Consider the following 18,110-nt stretch of genomic DNA (forward strand, 5'->3'; position numbering starts at 1 on the left):
CTTCGGTCTTCATGGCATCGACTAGGGCGTCGATCAGCATAGGATCGAAGTTACGCAGCGGCGCATGTTTACGGACAAACAGGTGAGTCTCGCTGCCAAGCGCGTGTAAAACGCCCGCGACTTCGACGGCGATATAGCCTGCGCCGACGACAGCGACACGTTTAGGTTGTTCGAGCAGGGCGAAGAAACCATCGGAATCAATACCGTATTCCGCGCCAGGAATGTTAGGGATGGTTGGCGCGCCACCGGTGGCGATCAGGATATGGTCAGCAGTGTAGTGCTCGCCATTTACTTCAATGGTGTTCCCATTAACGAAACGGCCATAACCATTGAGCAAGGTGACTTTGTTGTTGGTAAAGCCGCGACCGTAAGCCTCATGGATACGACCTATATAGGCTTCGCGGCTGTTGACTAAGGTATTCCAGTCGAATTTATTAACCGAAACATCAAATCCGTAATCCTTGGCGTAGAGATTCATTGCTTCGGCAATATGCGCGCCATACCACATGACTTTTTTAGGCACGCAGCCGACGTTTACACAGGTGCCGCCAACATGTTTCGCTTCGATGAGTAGAACTTTAGCGCCACGCATGGCAGCTCGGTTAGCTGAGGCGATACCGCCGCTGCCTGCGCCTAGGCAGATATAGTCAAAATGTTGAGCCATGAGTTTCTCCGTCTAACTCTAAGAATGAGGTGCTAAATAGCAGAAGGTCATTGTAGGTTGGAATGGGTTTGCAGACCAGCCTATTAAGTCGCCTTGGTATAGACCTTGGTTTGCCGTAAAAAATCTCAATAAGCCTGAGATGTTACCCATTGACAGTTAGCTCGAGCTTAACGGCGATATTGGCAACGATAGTGATCGTCTTGGTTTGGCCCTTCGGCGCCGCATTTGAGGCATTGCCACTCCTGCTGACGGGCACTGAGCTCATCGGTCTGATAGCTCGCCGCTTTGTCGGGTCGGTTGCCAATCTGGGTTTCGAGTTGTGACATGCGGGCATTCAGCCAGCGGCAACTGGGGTTGTTAGCGACTCTCTCTCGGCTAGCGAGTTGTTGTTTGCGATTAAGCTTTTTCTTTTTCGATGTAGCGGATTTCGCCTTATTGGCATTTGTTTTCGCGGGCTTATTGTCAGTGTCTATGACGGGTGATTCGTAATCTAAGGCACTTTGTTGAGTCGGGAGCGGAAGCGGTTTCCCTTCACTGTCGAGCAAGGTTCCCAGAGGTAAAGACTCACTTGTGGTCGCTTTGGATAATGCTTCTAACTCTGGCTCGGCAGCAAATGATAAAAAGTCATAAAATATCAAGATGATAAATGCGTTAGAAAGCCATTTTATATGATGTGTTAACATTCCTTGTTCCTCGCCCAATTCAAGTCGTTCCATCGACTTCTTGAGTGTAGTTAGGGTGGGATAGGTTTGCCAAACCGAGTTACGCTAGGCCGAGTAATGTTTAGAAGCTGATATTGAAATGGATACCCGCATAGGTTTGATCCTGCGAGGTAAAGTCGCCATTAGTGGCGGCTTCGTGCTCTATATCGTCCTGCGCTATGCTATGGCTAATATGGCCACTGAGACTCATATTATCGGCAAGATCAAAATTAGCCTCTAAACCAAATTGGAGGTTATTGCGGCCATTGTGATCTTCTGTTCTATATTTAAAATCAATCCCTTGGGTAATATAAGGGGCGAGAGTGAAACGTTCGCTAAGCTGCCAATAACTATGCAGACTCAGCTCGACAAAATAACCTGCCGCCTCGGTGGAATACACATAACTCGCCGAAGGTACCAACCAAGGCACGGCATTGTAAGCCAGCTCGGCAAATAATTCGTTATCCTGACAGCGACTGCTGCTGTAGCCTTCAATACGTTGATAACCCAGATTCGCCTCTAAGTGTTCACTTAAATTCAAAGCGTATTCCAGACCAATGTTCCACTCGGTGTAGGCTTGGCTATCGCCGCGTCCGACAAGGGCGTAGGTGGTGAGGTTGCCATATTGGACGTTGGCGTTCAGCCAATAAACTCCACCCTTAGCTAAGTTACTGCGACCCTGTGAAATGTACTTACTATCCCAACCTAAGTCGAAGTTAGCAGCCCAAGGTGCTGTGGTTGCTGCGGGCAATACGCCGCTTGAGACTCCTTCGGTTAGCGCTAAACTCTCGTTCGCCAAGCTGGGCTGGCTCAAGCAAATTAAGCCAATCACGCTGACGGCACCAAGGATGGGATGAAGTGAAGCAGCCATATCTAAGCCAATCTGATAAAAGATGCGGAATATGCGCAGATATTAACTCAGACGAATATGATCGTTAATGAGAATGGATTCGATTTGCGATCAACTCGTCAAGATTGAATAAGTAAATTTGGTGTAAATCTTAATTGTGAACTGGTTCGCTTTTTTATTAGCCTAATGGCATTAGAAGCATAGACGAAGGTTGCAATCGGTTTTCTCGCCTTGATAAATAGCAGATAAGCCCTTATTTATTAGCTACACAGATTGTAGAGGAACCATTATGAGCAACCCTTTGCTTAACGGCGCAAAATTACCGCTTTTTTCCCAGATTGAACCTGAACACATTCAAGTTGCCGTTGAGCAGGCCATTGCTCAGTGTCGTGCCAAGATTGATGAAGTGCTGCAAAATCCAGGGCCTTTTACTTGGGATAATCTTGTCGCGCCACTCGAGCAAGTGGATGACGAGTTAAGTCAGATTTGGTCGCCCGTCTCCCATATGAACTCAGTGGTGAGCACAGATGAATGGCGCGCCGCCCACGATGCATGTTTGCCTTTGTTATCCGAATACGGCACCTATGTTGGGCAACATCAAGGGTTATATCAAGCCTACAAATCCCTGCGTGCATCTGAAGAATTTGCTCAATTAAGCCAAGCACAACAGATGGTGATTGAGCACAGCTTACGGGACTTCGAGCTTTCGGGTATCGGCTTAGACGATGAGCAAAAAGTGCGTTATGGTGAAATCGTCAAACGTCTATCTGAGCTGACGAGCGGCTTTTCGAATCAGCTGCTCGATGCGACCCAAGCTTGGACTAAGTTAATTACCGATGAGGCTGAATTAGCCGGTTTACCCGATTCAACCAAGGCAGCCGCAAAAGCGATGGCCGAGGCCCGTGAGTTAGAAGGCTGGTTATTTACCTTAGATTTCCCTTCCTATTTACCCGTTATGACCTACAGCGAAAACCGCAGCCTGCGTGAAGAGTGTTATCGTGCCTTCGTGACTCGCGCTTCGGATCAAGGTCCAAACGCGGGTGAATTCGATAATGGTCCCTTGATGGATGAAATCCTTGCGCTGCGCCACGAGTTGGCACAGTTGTTAGGCTTTGATAGTTTTGCCGAAAAATCCCTTGCGACGAAAATGGCCGAAACTCCAGCTCAAGTGATGGCATTCTTAAATGAATTAGCACTGCGCTCTAAGGATCAAGCTAAGGCCGAACTCGCTGTGCTTAAAGCCTTTGCACTGGAGCATTATGGCGTGAGCGAAATGGCTTCTTGGGATTTGAGTTTCTATGCCGAGAAGTTACAGCAGCATAAATATGAGATTTCTCAAGAGTTGCTGCGTCCTTACTTCCCTGAAGATAAAGTGCTTTCTGGCTTGTTTTATACCGTCTCGCGCCTATTTGGCTTAAAGATTGTCGAGCAAACTGAGTTCGATCGTTGGCATAAAGACGTGCGTTTCTTCGATATTTTCGACGAAACGGGCGAGCACAGAGGCAGCTTCTATTTAGACTTATACGCCCGCACAGGAAAACGCGGCGGCGCTTGGATGGATGATTGCCGAGTGCGTCGCAATACGCCAACGGGCCTGCAAAAACCAGTGGCTTATCTTACCTGTAACTTCAACGGCCCTGTGGATGGCAAGCCTGCACTCTTCACCCACGATGAAGTGACGACTCTGTTCCACGAATTTGGTCATGGCATTCACCATATGCTGACCAAAATTGATGTGTCTGGTGTGTCAGGTATCAACGGTGTGCCTTGGGATGCGGTCGAATTGCCTAGCCAGTTTATGGAAAACTGGTGCTGGCAGGAAGAAGCCTTAGCGGAGATCTCCGGTCACTACGAAACCGGCGAACCTTTGCCTAAAGCTATGTTAGACAAGATGTTAGCGGCGAAAAATTTCCAATCAGGCATGATGATGTTGCGCCAGCTGGAGTTTTCACTGTTCGATTTTAGACTCCACCACGAATACGACCCAGCCAAAGGAGCGCGTATTCAAGACACCTTGGACGAAGTACGTCGTCAGGTGGCCGTGTTAATTCCGCCTGCATTTAACCGTTTCCAACATGGTTTTGCGCATATTTTTGCGGGTGGCTATGCCGCGGGTTACTACAGCTACAAGTGGGCCGAAGTGCTTTCGGCGGATGCGTTTTCTCGTTTCGAAGAAGAAGGCATCTTCAATCCAGAAACGGGCCGTAGCTTCCTGCACAACATCCTCGAAATGGGTGGTTCGGCGGAGCCTATGGACTTGTTCAAACAGTTTATGGGACGCGAGCCGAGTATCGATGCGTTGCTGCGCCACTCGGGTATTGCTGCTTAAGTTGGAGTAAGCACACAAAATAGGGTGTGCACGAGCATAAAAAGGCGCCAAATGGCGCCTTTTTTGTGAGCCAGATCTCGCTTGCCCTCTGGTATGACCTCTGTTAGCCTGTGGCTCTTATTTTTAGGGCGACTGTATATGAATCTGTATTTCCGTTTGTTTTGGTTGTTGTTTTGGCGCACACGTCATTGCCGTAAGATTGATTTTCTCGGCACGAGTCGGATTGATTACCGTGCATTGCCCAGTGATTGCGATATCAACTTTCACCTGACTAATTCCCGTTATCCGGCGTTTATGGATTTGGCTCGAACCTATATGTTGGCCGAAATGGGGCTGTTGAAGCGTTTCCTGAAATTAAAGTGGATGCCGATCGTTAATGCCGCCGAATTTACCTATATCCGCGACATCAAACCCTTGAAAAAGTTTGAGATTGAAACCAAGGTCGTGGGCTGGGATGAAAAATATTTCTATATTGAACAACGCTTTGTGAGCGAACGCGGCCTGCACTGTATTGTGCACGTGCGTGGTGTGTTTGTCTGCAAAGGTAAGCAAGTCCCTTTGGATGTGTTAGTCAAAGAGGCGGGTTATACCGATCCTGCACCCGAGTTGCCGCCAGAAGTCATTAAATGGAAAGCGTTTTTACAGTTAAAGAAAGAGCGCAATCTCTAATGTGTTAGTGTTAGGGAATACTCCTTAACCCAGTGTCTTCTTCCATTTCGGCGAGCAGTACTTCTTCAAGCACTAGCATCCAGGCGCCGCGTAGCTGCGCCTGTTGCCAGTAACGCACGAGTTCATCTAAATCCAACAAATTTAAGTGCGCAAAACTGTAGCTTAAACAGGGGATAAGTGCGCAGTCGGCTAAGGTAAAACTGTCGCCACACACCCAGTGATTTTGCGTTAGATGGGCATCCAAACGTTGAAATTGGATAAACATCTGCTTTTCTATCTGCTTGATTTCAAATTCATGGCCTTCGGGCGCATGCTTTAATTTTTCTAATTGAAATAATGGGTTATTGATATCGTTATCTATGATGCGATCGAATAAGCGCACCTCGAGATTGCGTTCGGGTTCGGCGGGCAGTAACTCTGTGCTGTTTTGAAAATGCTTGTCTAGGTATTCAACAATAATGCTGGATTCGGGGAGCAGTTGACCCTCGTGGGTTTTGAGTAACGGCAGTTTGCCGGGTGGATAAAATTGCTGGAATGTTTGACGTGCTAACGGGTCGCGTAAATCTGTGATCCGCGGGTAAAAGTTAGCTTGTTTTTCATAGAGAGCAATCAACACCTTCTGTGAATAACGTGATAACGGATGATAATAAAGCTCCATAGGTGTCGACTCCACAACCCCTGTATTTTTGACTCTACGCCTTAACTTTAGTCGGTATCAAGGCGCTTGCTGTGGGATTTATCCTTAAAAGTAGCGGAAGTGGCGTAAAAGTGGTTTGCCATACGGAATGAGCCACCTCCGCGAAAATTCGGTACTATTAGCGCTCAGATAAAAGTAATGAAATCCGGACAACCCAAGGGAGCAGTATGAGCCAGTTAGAAAGTTTCTCATCTATCTATGCCAGAGCGAGTGAACGTAAGGGCGGTAAAGCAGGACTTGAAGCATTATTACCCGACTGTCTTACCAGTGCAGAAATTCGTCAATATGATGATGCGGCGCTGCTTTCTGCCATGAGTCGCCAAGTGTTTCAGAGTGGTTTTGTCTGGCGTGTGGTCGATAACAAATGGCCCGCCTATGAGCAGTCTTTCTTTCATTTTGCGCCCGAAAAGGTATTGATGTTGTCGCCTGAGCAGATCCAAGCTCGCGCTGCGGATGCGACACTGATCCGCCATTTAAAGAAAACCCAAGCGATTTATGATAATGCTTTGATGATCCATGATATTGCCCGCGAACATGGCAGTTTGGCTAAGCTGATCGCCGACTGGCCGACCGAGGATATCGTCGGGCTTTGGGCGCTGCTGAAGAAGCGAGGCGCTCGTCTTGGAGGCAATACTGGGCCGTATTTTTTACGAGGGATAGGTAAGGATACCTTTTTGTTAACCGATGATGTGCAAGGCTATTTTAAAGCGCACCAGTTAGTGGATGCGGGTTTTAGCTCGCAAACGGCGTTAAAGCAGGTGCAAGCGGTATTCAACCAATGGCAGCAGGAATCGGGTCGTTGTCTTGCGGATATTAGCCGTGTATTGGCCTGCAGCGTTGGAGATAATCGTATTTAGATAAAAAAAGGACCAGCCAAATTGGCTGGTCAAGGCTCGATTATCAAGCAACTGGAGTACTGCAGGAAGCAGTGGGATGAACGTATAAGCAAACGGAGGATTAGAAACTTTTGCTGATCCCAATGACGACTCTGTCATCGAAGATTTCTGTTTGAGTGCCATAGACCTTATGGTCACTTTCCACAGTGCTGCCGTGGTAGCGTAGGTCGAAGTTAAGACCGTAATAGGCTTTGCTTAGGCCAATGTTCCAGTGCCCCCAACCTTCGGCGCCATCACCACTTAAGTCTTGATAACCAACGGAAGCTGAGATTTTTACGCCATTGTCAAAGCTATAGCTTGGGTGCAGAGCATAGTTAACGCCGTGCCAACCATCGACACCGAACCAATCATCAACCGTTGGCGTAACTTCGAGTTGCAGATTTGCGCGGCCAAATTGTTTGCCCACTTTTAACCATAACTCTGTATAGTTGGAGTAGGACGCACCGGGATAAAGGTATGAAAACAGCATCACATCATAAGTAAAACCTGAGTCGCCAAATTCACCCGCTTTACCAATAAAAGGCGCGGTGACGATCTCTAGATTAGGATCGGCAAATTTGATATTGGAGCTGAATACACCCGCATACCAGCCTTGGTTGTGATTCCAGCTTAGGGTGCCTTGTACGACAGGAATATCACCGTCTAAGGTTTCAGATTCACCACGAAACACATAATCCGAAGCAAAGTTCACATTGCCGTTAATAGTGCCACCAAAGAGTTGATTATCTTCGGCGCCGTGAGAGCTTGCCGCCAAAGAAAGCAATGCTCCTGTCAGCAGAAATTTAGTACGAGTCTTCATAATCATCATCTCAAAGTATTGGGAATTGTTAGCGCACCTTTATCGTAAAAATAAGTTGTGAATAGCCATGCCGCTTGGAATGAACCAATGACGAAAAGATGTGAATGAATGTGAACAAGCGGCGAAATAATGCCGTTGCTGGAAGGTTAATTTTTTAAAATACGTTTTTTGGGAAGCAGAGTTTCATTAAATGGGGTGTAAAAAGCCATTTCGGGTTTGCCCTAAATTACACTTGGTCATAAAATGTCGCGTCCAAGGTTTTGGGCGTCTCTCATTTCCAAGATGTAGATTTAAAAAGAATTTACATAAGTCATATATTATTTCACGGTATCAAGAGTAATTTTTGCCTACGTTTTTTGACTCTTTAGTTGGATAACAAGGCGATATGGCTCATGCTTGTTCATCAAGCATCTGTCGTGAAAGGGCTGATGTTATATGCGTAAAATCTTATTTATGAAAGACGTAAGAGAATAAATAGCATCGTTATCAAATAAATGCTGACTTAGCATTAATGGTGACGAAACCTGTGTTGCCATACATATTTGCAACATTTTTGATATAGAGTAGGCTGGATAAGTGCTTTGTATCGTATAACGCTAACAAGCTTATCCACTATTAGCATATTCCTTAATTAAGGTAACAATTCGATGAAAAAGGTATTCGCTAGGATGTGAATATTTTCATTAGTTTACACTTTAGTTTGTTTATCTTTCTTGTTCATCCTTATAGGGTATGCGATAAGTAACAGATTTGATTTTAGTTTTAATTACGACCGTAAGTTCACACTCCAAAAGTGTGAAAACGGTAGCGTTAATATTTAAAGGAGTTCTCATGCGGCAGACTATTAAACTTGCCTCAGTAATTAGCGTGGCGTTGTGGATGGCAGCTTGTAGCCCTCAAGAAGAGAAGGCCGATCATGCCGGCGCTGGGCCGCAGAGTATGGAAGTTGGGGTAATCAATGTGGCGGCTAAGCCTCAGGTTATCCAAGTTGAATTACCCGGCCGTAGCAAGGCGTTCCTCGAAGCTGAAGTGCGTCCTCAAGTGAATGGTATTATCACTAAGCGTAGCTTTGTTGAAGGCGGCAATGTGAAGCAGGGCGAGTCCCTCTATCAAATTGATTCTGCGCCTTACAAGGCTGCATTAGTGAGCGCAAATGCCGATTTAGCCAGAGCGAATGCAAGTCTTGCGTCTGCCAAGGCGAAAGCCGCTCGTTATCAACAGTTAGTGAAAACTAACGCCATCAGTAAGCAGGATTTCGACGAAGCCGAAGCGGCTTACAAGGAAGCCTTAGCGAGCGTGACTGTGGCTGAGGCAGCGATCAATACCGCTAAAATCAACCTGCAATACACTGAAGTACTGGCGCCTATCTCGGGCCGTATCGGTAAATCGAGTGTGACAGCAGGTGCACTAGTGACTGCGAACCAGAGCCAAACACTGGCGACCATTCAACAGCTCGATCCTATCAATGTGGATATCGCCCAATCGAGTGCTCAACTGTTACGCCTAAAAGCCAAGTTGAAGCAAGGTAAACTGCAGGCGGTCGATAATGCTGACGTGCAGCTAGTCTTAGAAGACGGCACTGTTTATGGGCACAACGGTAAGTTGCGATTTGCTGAAGTGAGTGTGGATGAAAACACGGGCTCAGTGATCCTGCGTGCAGAGTTCCCGAACCCAGATGGCATCTTGTTGCCTGGCATGTATGTTCGCGCCGTATTGAATATCGGTACCGATCCTCAAGCCATCATGGTGCCGCAAAAAGCCATTAGCCGAAACGCTAAGGGACAAGCTGTGGCTATGGTGGTGAACGATCAAGGCGTTGTTGAAGCAAAAATTGTTACCACAGCTGAAGTTATCGACAATCAATGGCGTATTACTGCCGGTTTGGAAGCGGGCGATAAGTTGATTGTGGAAGGATTACAAAAGATCCGTCCAGGTGCACCAGTCACTCCCAAAGTTATTTCTGAAACCCAAGCACAATAGGGCATAGCTATGGCACGTTTTTTTATTGATCGCCCCATCTTTGCGTGGGTGATCGCGTTAATCATTATGTTGGCGGGGGTTCTATCTATTCGAACCCTGCCAGTCTCGCAGTACCCCAGTATTGCGCCACCGACAGTGGTGATCAGTGCGAACTACCCTGGCGCATCGGCCAAAATCGTTGAAGACTCAGTGACTCAGGTGATTGAGCAACGTATGAAGGGTATCGACCATCTACGTTATATCGCATCGACCAGTGATAGCTTCGGTAACGCGTCTATTACCTTAACCTTTAACGCTGAGGCCGATCCCGATATCGCCCAGGTTCAGGTACAGAACAAATTACAGGGCGCTATGACTCTGTTACCACAAGAGGTTCAATCTCAAGGGGTTAACGTTAACAAGTCAAGCTCTGGCTTCTTGATGGTACTGGGCTTCGTGTCGACCGATGGTTCTTTAGATAAGGGTGATATCGCCGACTATGTGGGCGCTAACATCCAAGATCCTATGAGCCGTGTACCGGGCGTGGGCGAAATTCAGTTATTCGGTGCCCAATACGCGATGCGTATATGGTTAGATCCACTGAAACTGACCCAATACAACCTCACCAGTTTAGATGTTGTGAGCGCTATCCGTGCGCAAAACGCGCAGGTCTCTGCGGGTCAACTCGGTGGTACTCCATCGCTGCCGGGACAAGAGTTGAATGCGACAGTATCGGCGCAGAGTCGTCTGCAAACGCCTGAGCAGTTCCGTAAGATCATCATCAAATCCGATACTTCGGGTGCGAACGTGTTCTTGGCTGATGTGGCGCGTGTCGAACTGGGTTCAGAAAGCTATGCGGTAGAATCACTGTATAACGGTAAACCGGCTTCTGGTATTGCGATTAAGCTGGCCACCGGTGCTAACGCCTTGGATACGGCGGAAGCGGTTCGCGCAAAAGTTGAAGAGTTACGCCCCTTCTTCCCTGCTGGGTTAGATGTGGTTTACCCCTACGATACAACGCCATTCGTTGAGAAATCGATTGAAGGCGTAGTACATACACTGCTCGAAGCAATCGTACTGGTGTTCGTCATCATGTACCTCTTCCTGCAAAACTTCCGTGCGACCTTAATTCCAACGATTGCTGTGCCAGTAGTATTGCTGGGTACCTTTGCGATTCTGTCGGCGACGGGCTTCTCCATCAACACCCTCACCATGTTCGCTATGGTGCTGGCGATTGGTCTGCTGGTGGACGACGCCATCGTGGTAGTTGAAAACGTTGAGCGGGTCATGGCCGAAGAGGGCCTAAGCCCAATCGAGGCGACCCGTAAGTCGATGGATCAGATCACTGGCGCCTTAGTCGGTATCGGTCTGACACTATCAGCGGTATTCGTACCAATGGCGTTTATGTCGGGTTCTACTGGGGTTATTTATCGTCAGTTCTCGATCACTATCGTATCTGCGATGGCGTTGTCTGTGCTGGTAGCCTTGATTTTAACGCCAGCACTCTGTGCGACCATGTTAAAACCTTTGAAGAAGGGCCACGGCCATATCGAAACGGGCTTCTTCGGCTGGTTTAACCGTGGCTTCGATCGCTTAACTAATCGTTACGAATCGAGCGTTGCAGGTATTATTAAGCGTGGCTTCAGAGTCATGATGATCTATGCCGCATTAGTAGTGGCTGTGGGCTGGATTTTCATGCGTATGCCAACGGCATTCTTACCTGACGAAGACCAAGGTATCTTGTTCACGCAGGCGATTTTGCCAACCAACTCTACCCAAGAAAGCACCATGAAAGTGTTAGAGAAAGTCTCTGATCACTACATGGCTGAAGAGGGCGTTAAATCGGTATTCAGCGTGGCAGGCTTCAGTTTCGCGGGTCAAGGCCAGAACATGGGTATTGCCTTCGTAGGCCTGAAGGATTGGTCAGAGCGTGAAGCGCCGGGTATGGATGTACAATCCATTGCTGGCCGCGCGATGGGCGTATTCAGCCAAATGAAAGAAGCCTTCGTATTCGCCTTCGTACCGCCAGCGGTAATCGAGTTGGGTACGGCAAACGGTTTCGATATGTACCTGCAAGATAAAAGTGGTCAGGGACATGCTAAGTTACTCGAGGCGCGTAACCAATTGCTGGGTATGGCGGCACAGAATCCAAACCTAGTGGGCGTTCGTCCAAACGGTCAGGAAGATGCGCCAATCTATCAGTTGCATATCGACCATGCCAAACTGAGTGCCTTGGGCATTGAGATTGCGAACGTTAACAGCGTGCTCGCAACTGCATGGGGTGGTTCCTATGTAAACGACTTTATCGACCGTGGTCGTGTGAAGAAGGTTTACGTGCAGGGCGATGCTCAATACCGTATGCAACCTGAAGACTTAGACACTTGGTACGTGCGTAACAACAAAGGCGATATGGTGCCATTCTCAGCCTTTGCTACCGGTGCTTGGGAGTATGGTTCACCTCGTCTAGAGCGCTTCAACGGTTTACCCGCCATGAACATTCAAGGCGCAACTGCTCCTGGTTTCAGTACTGGTGCGGCGATGAATATCATGGAAGATATGGTGAAGCAGTTACCACCAGGCTTTGGTATCGAGTGGAACGGCTTATCCTATGAGGAACGTTTATCAGGTAACCAAGCGCCAGCCTTGTATGCATTGTCGATTCTAGTGGTATTCCTCGTATTGGCAGCTCTCTATGAAAGCTGGTCTGTACCTTTTGCGGTAATCTTGGTGGTTCCGCTTGGTATTATCGGCGCCCTGCTGGCGATGAATGGCCGTGGTTTGCCAAACGACGTGTTCTTCCAGGTGGGTCTGTTAACGACGGTCGGTTTAGCGACGAAGAACGCCATCTTGATTGTGGAATTCGCGAAAGAATTCTATGAGAAAGGCTCGGGTCTTATCGAGGCGACCTTACATGCCGTACGTGTGCGTTTGCGTCCTATTCTGATGACGTCACTCGCCTTCGGTCTGGGTGTTGTACCGTTAGCGATTAGTTCGGGTGTAGGTTCTGGTAGCCAGAACGCCATCGGTACTGGTGTACTCGGCGGTATGATGAGTTCGACCTTCCTAGGTATCTTCTTCGTGCCGTTGTTCTTCGTGATTGTTGAACGCATCTTCAGTAAGCGCGAGAAGAAAGCGAAAGACGAAAAGCCTAACTCGGCGGAGTAATCTAGTCTGACACTATTAAAGCCCTGCCTATGCAGGGCTTTTTATTGGGCAAAGTATCGTTACAAGGATGGATAGCCACCATTAACCAATTCAGGCATATTGAACGAATCACAATAGATTTGGGCTTGGTATGTTGGCACAGGAACTTGCAGCGCTTGATAAAGCCTTAGCCAAAGGTAAGTGGTTTTTTATCCTAGTCGTTGGCGTCTTGTTTTGGGGTTGTATGACTTCACTCGTGGTCGCGACTATCCATTATTTCACCTCCGATACATCCTTTTGGGGCGAGTTAGCTCGGGCACTCTATATTTTTCCTGCGGCAGGTATTTTATTTGGTTGGGTTGATTGGGTGCGGCTACAGCGTAAAAGAGATAGACTACGCGCCGAATATTATCTGCCGCATAATGAGTAACAGTGTTTTGGCTTTAGGGGCAAAGTCATGTCATCGGTGAGAAGTTATATAACTAAGCAACTTATTGTAGCTGTGGTTTGCTATTGTGTAGCTTTGGGCATGGTCGCCTATGGCGCCTATGAGTTTTGTCTTGAACAACTTGCTGTCCCTGAACTCATTCGTAGTCTTGCTGTGGCGGCATTTTTTGTCGGCATGGGGCTCGAGCCCAATATGTTTTTTACTCCCCTCAACCAAGTGATGACTCAGGCAGACGATAAATCGCCTAAGGCAAAATTACAGACAGTGTTGTTTAATCTGGGGGTTTTCTTGCTGATCTGTAGTTTTTTAATGGAATGGCTGTACGACTGAAGCAGTTAATCCACGTAAGGATTCGATCATCAAAAAGGGCGTCGAGCTTAGCTTCGACGCCCTTTCTGTTAGGGATGGAGTTAAAACCCCGGCTTAAGGCGTGTAGTAAGTGGCAGCGCCTGGCCCCACAGGCAGACCAAAGCCAAACACCCACAGGAAGAAGAACGCCGTCCAGCCAACGAAGAACACTAAGGTGTACGGCAGCATGGTGGCGATAAGCGTGCCTATGCCGAGGTTTTTCTGGTAGCGGCAAGCCACGGCCAAAATCAGCCCGAAATAACTCATCATAGGCGTGACTAAGTTAGTGACTGAGTCGCCAATACGGTAGGCCGCTTGAATGGTTTCGGGCGCATAGCCGACTAACATCAGCATGGGCACAAAAATGGGTGCGGTAATGGCCCACTGGGCCGAGGCGCTACCCAGCATCAAGTTGATAAAACCACAGATCATAATAAAAAACAGGAACAGGATTGGCCCAGTTAAGCCAATGGATTGCAGGGCATCGGCACCCAGCACGGCTAGCACGGCGCCGAGATTACTCCAGTTAAAGAAGGCCACAAATTGCGCCGCAAAGAATACCAGTACGATATACAGCCCCATAGTGCTCATGCTGTGCGACATGGCATTAATAACGTCTTTATCGTTATTAATGCTGCCAACGACCTTGCCGTAGACAAAACCTGGGATCGCAAAACAGATAAAGATAAAGGCGACTATGCCTTTGAGGAACGGAGAACCCGAGACCAGACCGGTTTTAGGATCGCGCAGTGGCGCGCCTTCTGGTACGACGGACAGCGCAAGGAATACCGCTAGCACCAGCATAGATAATCCCGCCCACTTGAGGCCGCGTTTTTCCAGTTCGGTGACATTGCCCATGGATTGGTGCACGGTTTCATCGGCATCATCGCCTTGATATTTGCCCAGTTTCGGCTCGACAATTTTCTCGGTCACAAAGGCGCCGAGGAAGGTGATCACAAAGGTCGAGACAAACATAAAGTACCAGTTAACCTCGGGGCCGACATTGTAGTCGGGGTCTATCATACGCGCCGCCGCCTCAGTAATACCCGATAACAGCGGATCCACAGTACCGAGCAATAGGTTTGCGCTGTAACCCCCTGATACCCCAGAAAATGCTGCGGCGAGCCCTGCTAGAGGATGGCGACCTAAGGAGTGGAAGATCATCGCCGCCATGGGGATTAATACCACATACCCAAGCTCTGCCGCGGTGTTCGACATGATGCCAGCGAACACGATAGTCACAGTCACTAAGCGTTTAGAGGAGCCCATGACGAGTGCGCGCATTGCCGCGGATAACAGGCCTGAACGTTCGGCGATACCCACACCCAGTAGGGCGACCAGCACTGTGCCTAAGGGTGTAAAACCGGTGAAGTTAGTGACCAAGTTGGACACTATCATCCGCAGCCCTTCGGCATTCATCAGGCTGACGACATGGATAAGTCCATCGGCACCTCTGCCGTGGGCCCCCTCGGGGCGCGGATCTGTAACCGTCAATCCAAAGTAACCCGCAATGCCAGATACCAAGATCACGGCGACACAGAACAGGGCGAACAAGGTAATAGGATGGGGCAGTAAGTTCCCTAATCGCTCGACAATATTAAGAAAACGGACAAACCAACCGCTAGAGCTGATGTCGTTAGACTGTGACGGATTGACGGGAATATCGTTGGATTTCGAGCTCATTCTCTTGCCTCTGTCGACCTTTGCTAGCGCATTCTTTACCCGGGAGCAGAATCGATGCGGCGTACTTGGCAGAGCTGTACTCGGCGCAAGTGGTTGGATTAACGCTAAGGTGAAAGTTAAAAAATTGGCCGAAAAGTATGATGCTTAAGCTTTAATTGAAACTTAAATGTTGCAATTGCGGGTGGGCGGCGGATTTTTCGGGTAAATGCGGGGTAAAAAAATGGACCCACTAGGAGTCCAGTATTCACGAGCAGAAAGGTTGCTCTTAACGTTGTGCAAATACACTATAGCCTAGTTTTTCTGTATCCAAGCTGAATAATCTCTCGCGCAATCGCGTTGCTCAATGCTCTGACCAGAATAGGGAAAGTTAATCTTTCATTGCGTTAGCTAACGCTTTAGATGAAATTCTTAGCCATTTATGTTTAGCTGTATCTGCTGATAGTTATTTATATAGTTGTACCAGTTGAGACTAAGAATAAACCCTAAGGATGGAAGATGGACAAACTGTTATTAGGATTAACGCTGATTTTTATCGTGACCTATCTTTGGTACGTCAGCCTAATCAAAAAACGCAATACCGCCCTCGAAGCCCTGTCAGGGATCGATGTGCAGTTAGCCAAACGCGCCGATCTTGTGCCCAATATCCTCAAAATCGCCAAGCGATTTATGGATCATGAAAAGTCATTACTCACTGAAATCACTGAGCTACGCACACAATTAACCCGTAATTACAACAAGACAGATCCCAATGCGGTTAAAGAGCATATCGCTCAAGCCGAGAAGCTTAACGATAAAATGGGTGCCTTGATGGTAAGTGTTGAAAGCTATCCCGAGCTGAAGTCAGACAACACTATGCTCGAAGCGATGCAAACCTATAATGAGGTCGAAGCTCATATCTCTGCTGCCCGCCGTTTCTATAACTCAGCAGTGTCGGAATTAAATACTGCCGTTGAGATTTTTCCCGGGTCGATTATTGCGTCGATGGCGAACATTAAGGTGATGCCATTCTACGAGGTGAATGAAGCCTCTAAAGCGCCGATAGACGCGGCGGATTATCTGTAATCTTTCGCTATTTGCGGGGCTAAGATTGGCTCCGCAACCATATGATCTCAATGAATATACTCACCTTTATCTTAGGTAGTCCTATCAAGGCTCAGCGACAGGCGGTAAAATTGTTGGCCGTGCCTTCGGATAGGGAGCCACTACAGCGTTATTATGATGCCCAGCTTGCGCCGCTCGCTGCCCGCTATGAGACCAAACGCGTCGCCAGCCTCAAGGCGACACGTAAACGCTTATATCTTAGTTTGGCGATAGTCGCAGGTCTTGTGCTGTTAGCGCTATTGGGGCATAGCCGTGGGCTAATGCTGTTTCCGTTGCCCTTGCTCGCCTTGTTTGGATTAGGATTTTGGAGTTTTACGCCGACTCGACAGTTTAAGCGTCAGGTGCAACAAGAAATTTATCCCATCATGTTTAAGTACTTTGGTGAGGATTTTATCTACAACCGCGAGATGCGCCTCGACATGAATCGCCTCACTGCGGCTAAGGTGCTACCCAGTTACGATAAGGCGAGCTTTGGCGATTATATCCAAGGCCAATACAAGGGTATTGAGTTAGTTGTCAATGAGTTAACCCTGACAAAAGATGTGCGAGTAGAAGAGTGGGACGGCAATAAACGCAGAACCGTGACCCGCACCGAAACCCGCTTTCGTGGCACAGTGGTTGAGCTGAGTAGCCATAGGCAATTTATTGGCCATACCGTCGTATTAAAGGATCGCGGCGGGCTGGCAAATTTCTTATCCGACAGCCATTCAGGGCTGCAGAGAGTAAAGCTTGAAGACCCCCTGTTTGAAAAAGAGTTTGATGTGTTTTCAACGGATCAAATCGAGTCGCGTTATTTGCTCAATACCGCCTTTATGGAGCGTTTGCAGCAACTGGCGCAGCATTTTGATGGGGATATTCAATGTGCCTTCTTTCGAAATCGTTTGATCCTGTTTTTGCCTAATCGCCGCAGTCGTTTCCAGATGCGCTCTATCTTCGATTGCGCTAATTTTTCGGTGGAATTTAGCCAGTTAAACCGTGAGATGAAGCAACTCTTTGCTATTATTGAAGTGCTTAAACTAAATGAACATACGGGACTTTGATGCTAGCAACGCAATCCGCGCCACTTTGCCTTAAGTCGATAGCCATTGTTAGCCTAGGTTTGTGCTTGGCTTGGGGCAGTTTTGCGGCCGCGTTTGCCGATGAAGTCAAGCCTAAGCCGCGCATTGTGGCCCGTTATTCTGAAAGCGGTATTGTGAGTAACTCTGGGCAAGAAAAAGTTAAAGTTTATCAATATCTACAGGCCAATGGTGTCACGGCTTTTACCGATAAAGCGCCGACGACCAATGAGTATCAAATCTTGCTTTATGACTGCTTTGCCTGTCGCCCAGACTCCAAAATTGACTGGAATGGTATTCGGTTGTTCACTCGCAATTACGATAGCTTGATCAGCCGTGCTGCCCATAAACATCAATTAGACCCCGCACTTATCCGCGCCGTGATCCACGCCGAATCGGCATTTAATGCCAGGGCATTGTCGCGCACTGGCGCGATGGGATTGATGCAATTGATGCCCGAAACGGCCAAAGAGATGGGCGTGAGCAATGCCTTTTTGCCTGAGGAGAATATTCTCGGTGGCAGTAAGTATTTGGCGCAAATGCTAAAACAGTTTAATGGCGATATTGCATTGGCCTGCGCGGCTTACAATGCTGGGCCGACTACTGTGACCCAATACAACGGCATTCCTCCCTATCCAGAAACCCAAGCCTATGTGGAGCGGGTGCAAATTCTGCTAAAGCGTTACCGCAGCGCCAAAGTATAAGCTGCCTATCCCAAGCTTAAAAAACAAAAGCAGCAAACCCAAGGGGTTACGCTGCTCTGTCTA

16 protein-coding genes are annotated in these 18,110 nt (G+C 48.0%); 10 read left to right on the forward strand and 6 right to left on the reverse strand.

Annotated elements, in window-relative coordinates; genetic code table 11:
* The 3 genes from ACK5NH_RS10065 to ACK5NH_RS10075 form a co-directional block, all read right to left on the reverse strand.
* Positions 1–664, reverse strand: a 664-nt coding sequence (locus tag ACK5NH_RS10065) for an FAD-dependent oxidoreductase (RefSeq protein WP_416919731.1), incomplete at its 3' end; no start/stop codon positions are given.
* 167 nt (positions 665–831) lie between these two features.
* A complete protein-coding gene (locus ACK5NH_RS10070; RefSeq protein ID WP_416919733.1) occupies positions 832–1,347 on the reverse strand; it encodes a hypothetical protein in 516 nt (171 codons plus the stop codon).
* A 100-nt stretch (positions 1,348–1,447) separates the two neighbouring features.
* The gene (locus tag ACK5NH_RS10075) at positions 1,448–2,236 is read right to left on the reverse strand and encodes a hypothetical protein (RefSeq protein WP_416919735.1); all 789 of its coding nucleotides are present in this window, start codon (positions 2,234–2,236) and stop codon (positions 1,448–1,450) included.
* Positions 2,237–2,504: 268 nt separating this feature from the next.
* On the opposite strand from ACK5NH_RS10075, the gene prlC reads away from it, so the two are divergent.
* Positions 2,505–4,544, forward strand: a complete 2,040-nt coding sequence (gene prlC, locus ACK5NH_RS10080) for an oligopeptidase A (protein ID WP_416919737.1) — start codon at positions 2,505–2,507, stop codon at positions 4,542–4,544.
* A gap of 138 nt (positions 4,545–4,682) precedes the next feature.
* Positions 4,683–5,213 (forward strand): thioesterase family protein, encoded by a 531-nt coding sequence (locus ACK5NH_RS10085; RefSeq protein WP_416919739.1) that lies wholly within the window; start codon positions 4,683–4,685, stop codon positions 5,211–5,213.
* A 10-nt stretch (positions 5,214–5,223) separates the two neighbouring features.
* Here ACK5NH_RS10085 and ACK5NH_RS10090 read toward each other — a convergent pair whose 3' ends face one another.
* Positions 5,224–5,871: a glutathione S-transferase family protein gene (locus ACK5NH_RS10090; protein ID WP_416919741.1), complete on the reverse strand. Its 648-nt coding sequence runs from the start codon at positions 5,869–5,871 to the stop codon at positions 5,224–5,226.
* 206 nt (positions 5,872–6,077) lie between these two features.
* On the opposite strand from ACK5NH_RS10090, the gene ACK5NH_RS10095 reads away from it, so the two are divergent.
* A complete protein-coding gene (locus ACK5NH_RS10095; protein ID WP_416919743.1) occupies positions 6,078–6,767 on the forward strand; it encodes a DNA-3-methyladenine glycosylase I in 690 nt (229 codons plus the stop codon).
* A 100-nt stretch (positions 6,768–6,867) separates the two neighbouring features.
* On the opposite strand, the gene ACK5NH_RS10100 is transcribed toward ACK5NH_RS10095, so the two are convergent.
* Positions 6,868–7,614, reverse strand: a complete 747-nt coding sequence (locus tag ACK5NH_RS10100) for a TorF family putative porin (RefSeq protein ID WP_416919745.1) — start codon at positions 7,612–7,614, stop codon at positions 6,868–6,870.
* Between the two features lie 822 nt (positions 7,615–8,436).
* On the opposite strand from ACK5NH_RS10100, the gene ACK5NH_RS10105 reads away from it, so the two are divergent.
* The 4 genes from ACK5NH_RS10105 to ACK5NH_RS10120 all read left to right on the forward strand — a co-directional run bounded on the left by ACK5NH_RS10105 (position 8,437) and on the right by ACK5NH_RS10120 (position 13,486).
* The gene (locus tag ACK5NH_RS10105) at positions 8,437–9,585 is read left to right on the forward strand and encodes an efflux RND transporter periplasmic adaptor subunit (protein ID WP_416919747.1); all 1,149 of its coding nucleotides are present in this window, start codon (positions 8,437–8,439) and stop codon (positions 9,583–9,585) included.
* A 9-nt stretch (positions 9,586–9,594) separates the two neighbouring features.
* Positions 9,595–12,729 (forward strand): efflux RND transporter permease subunit, encoded by a 3,135-nt coding sequence (locus ACK5NH_RS10110; RefSeq protein ID WP_416919749.1) that lies wholly within the window; start codon positions 9,595–9,597, stop codon positions 12,727–12,729.
* Between the two features lie 130 nt (positions 12,730–12,859).
* Positions 12,860–13,138, forward strand: coding sequence for a hypothetical protein (locus ACK5NH_RS10115; protein WP_416919751.1), 279 nt, complete (start codon positions 12,860–12,862; stop codon positions 13,136–13,138).
* Between the two features lie 27 nt (positions 13,139–13,165).
* Positions 13,166–13,486, forward strand: a complete 321-nt coding sequence (locus ACK5NH_RS10120) for a hypothetical protein (RefSeq protein WP_416919753.1) — start codon at positions 13,166–13,168, stop codon at positions 13,484–13,486.
* A gap of 93 nt (positions 13,487–13,579) precedes the next feature.
* On the opposite strand, the gene ACK5NH_RS10125 is transcribed toward ACK5NH_RS10120, so the two are convergent.
* Positions 13,580–15,187, reverse strand: a complete 1,608-nt coding sequence (locus ACK5NH_RS10125) for an AbgT family transporter (protein ID WP_416919755.1) — start codon at positions 15,185–15,187, stop codon at positions 13,580–13,582.
* 495 nt (positions 15,188–15,682) lie between these two features.
* On the opposite strand from ACK5NH_RS10125, the gene ACK5NH_RS10130 reads away from it, so the two are divergent.
* From ACK5NH_RS10130 to ACK5NH_RS10140, 3 genes are read left to right on the forward strand one after another with little or no spacing between them, the layout of a single operon-like run.
* Positions 15,683–16,249, forward strand: a complete 567-nt coding sequence (locus ACK5NH_RS10130; RefSeq protein ID WP_416919757.1) for a LemA family protein — start codon at positions 15,683–15,685, stop codon at positions 16,247–16,249.
* A gap of 50 nt (positions 16,250–16,299) precedes the next feature.
* A complete protein-coding gene (locus ACK5NH_RS10135) occupies positions 16,300–17,328 on the forward strand; it encodes a DUF3137 domain-containing protein (RefSeq protein ID WP_416919758.1) in 1,029 nt (342 codons plus the stop codon).
* A complete protein-coding gene (locus ACK5NH_RS10140; protein ID WP_416919761.1) occupies positions 17,328–18,047 on the forward strand; it encodes a lytic transglycosylase domain-containing protein in 720 nt (239 codons plus the stop codon). Before ACK5NH_RS10135 ends, ACK5NH_RS10140 begins: the two co-directional genes overlap by 1 nt.
* The last annotated feature ends 63 nt before the right edge of the window (positions 18,048–18,110 follow it).

The sequence above is a fragment of the Shewanella sp. genome (genome assembly GCF_047975355.1).
Classification (GTDB): domain Bacteria; phylum Pseudomonadota; class Gammaproteobacteria; order Enterobacterales; family Shewanellaceae; genus Shewanella.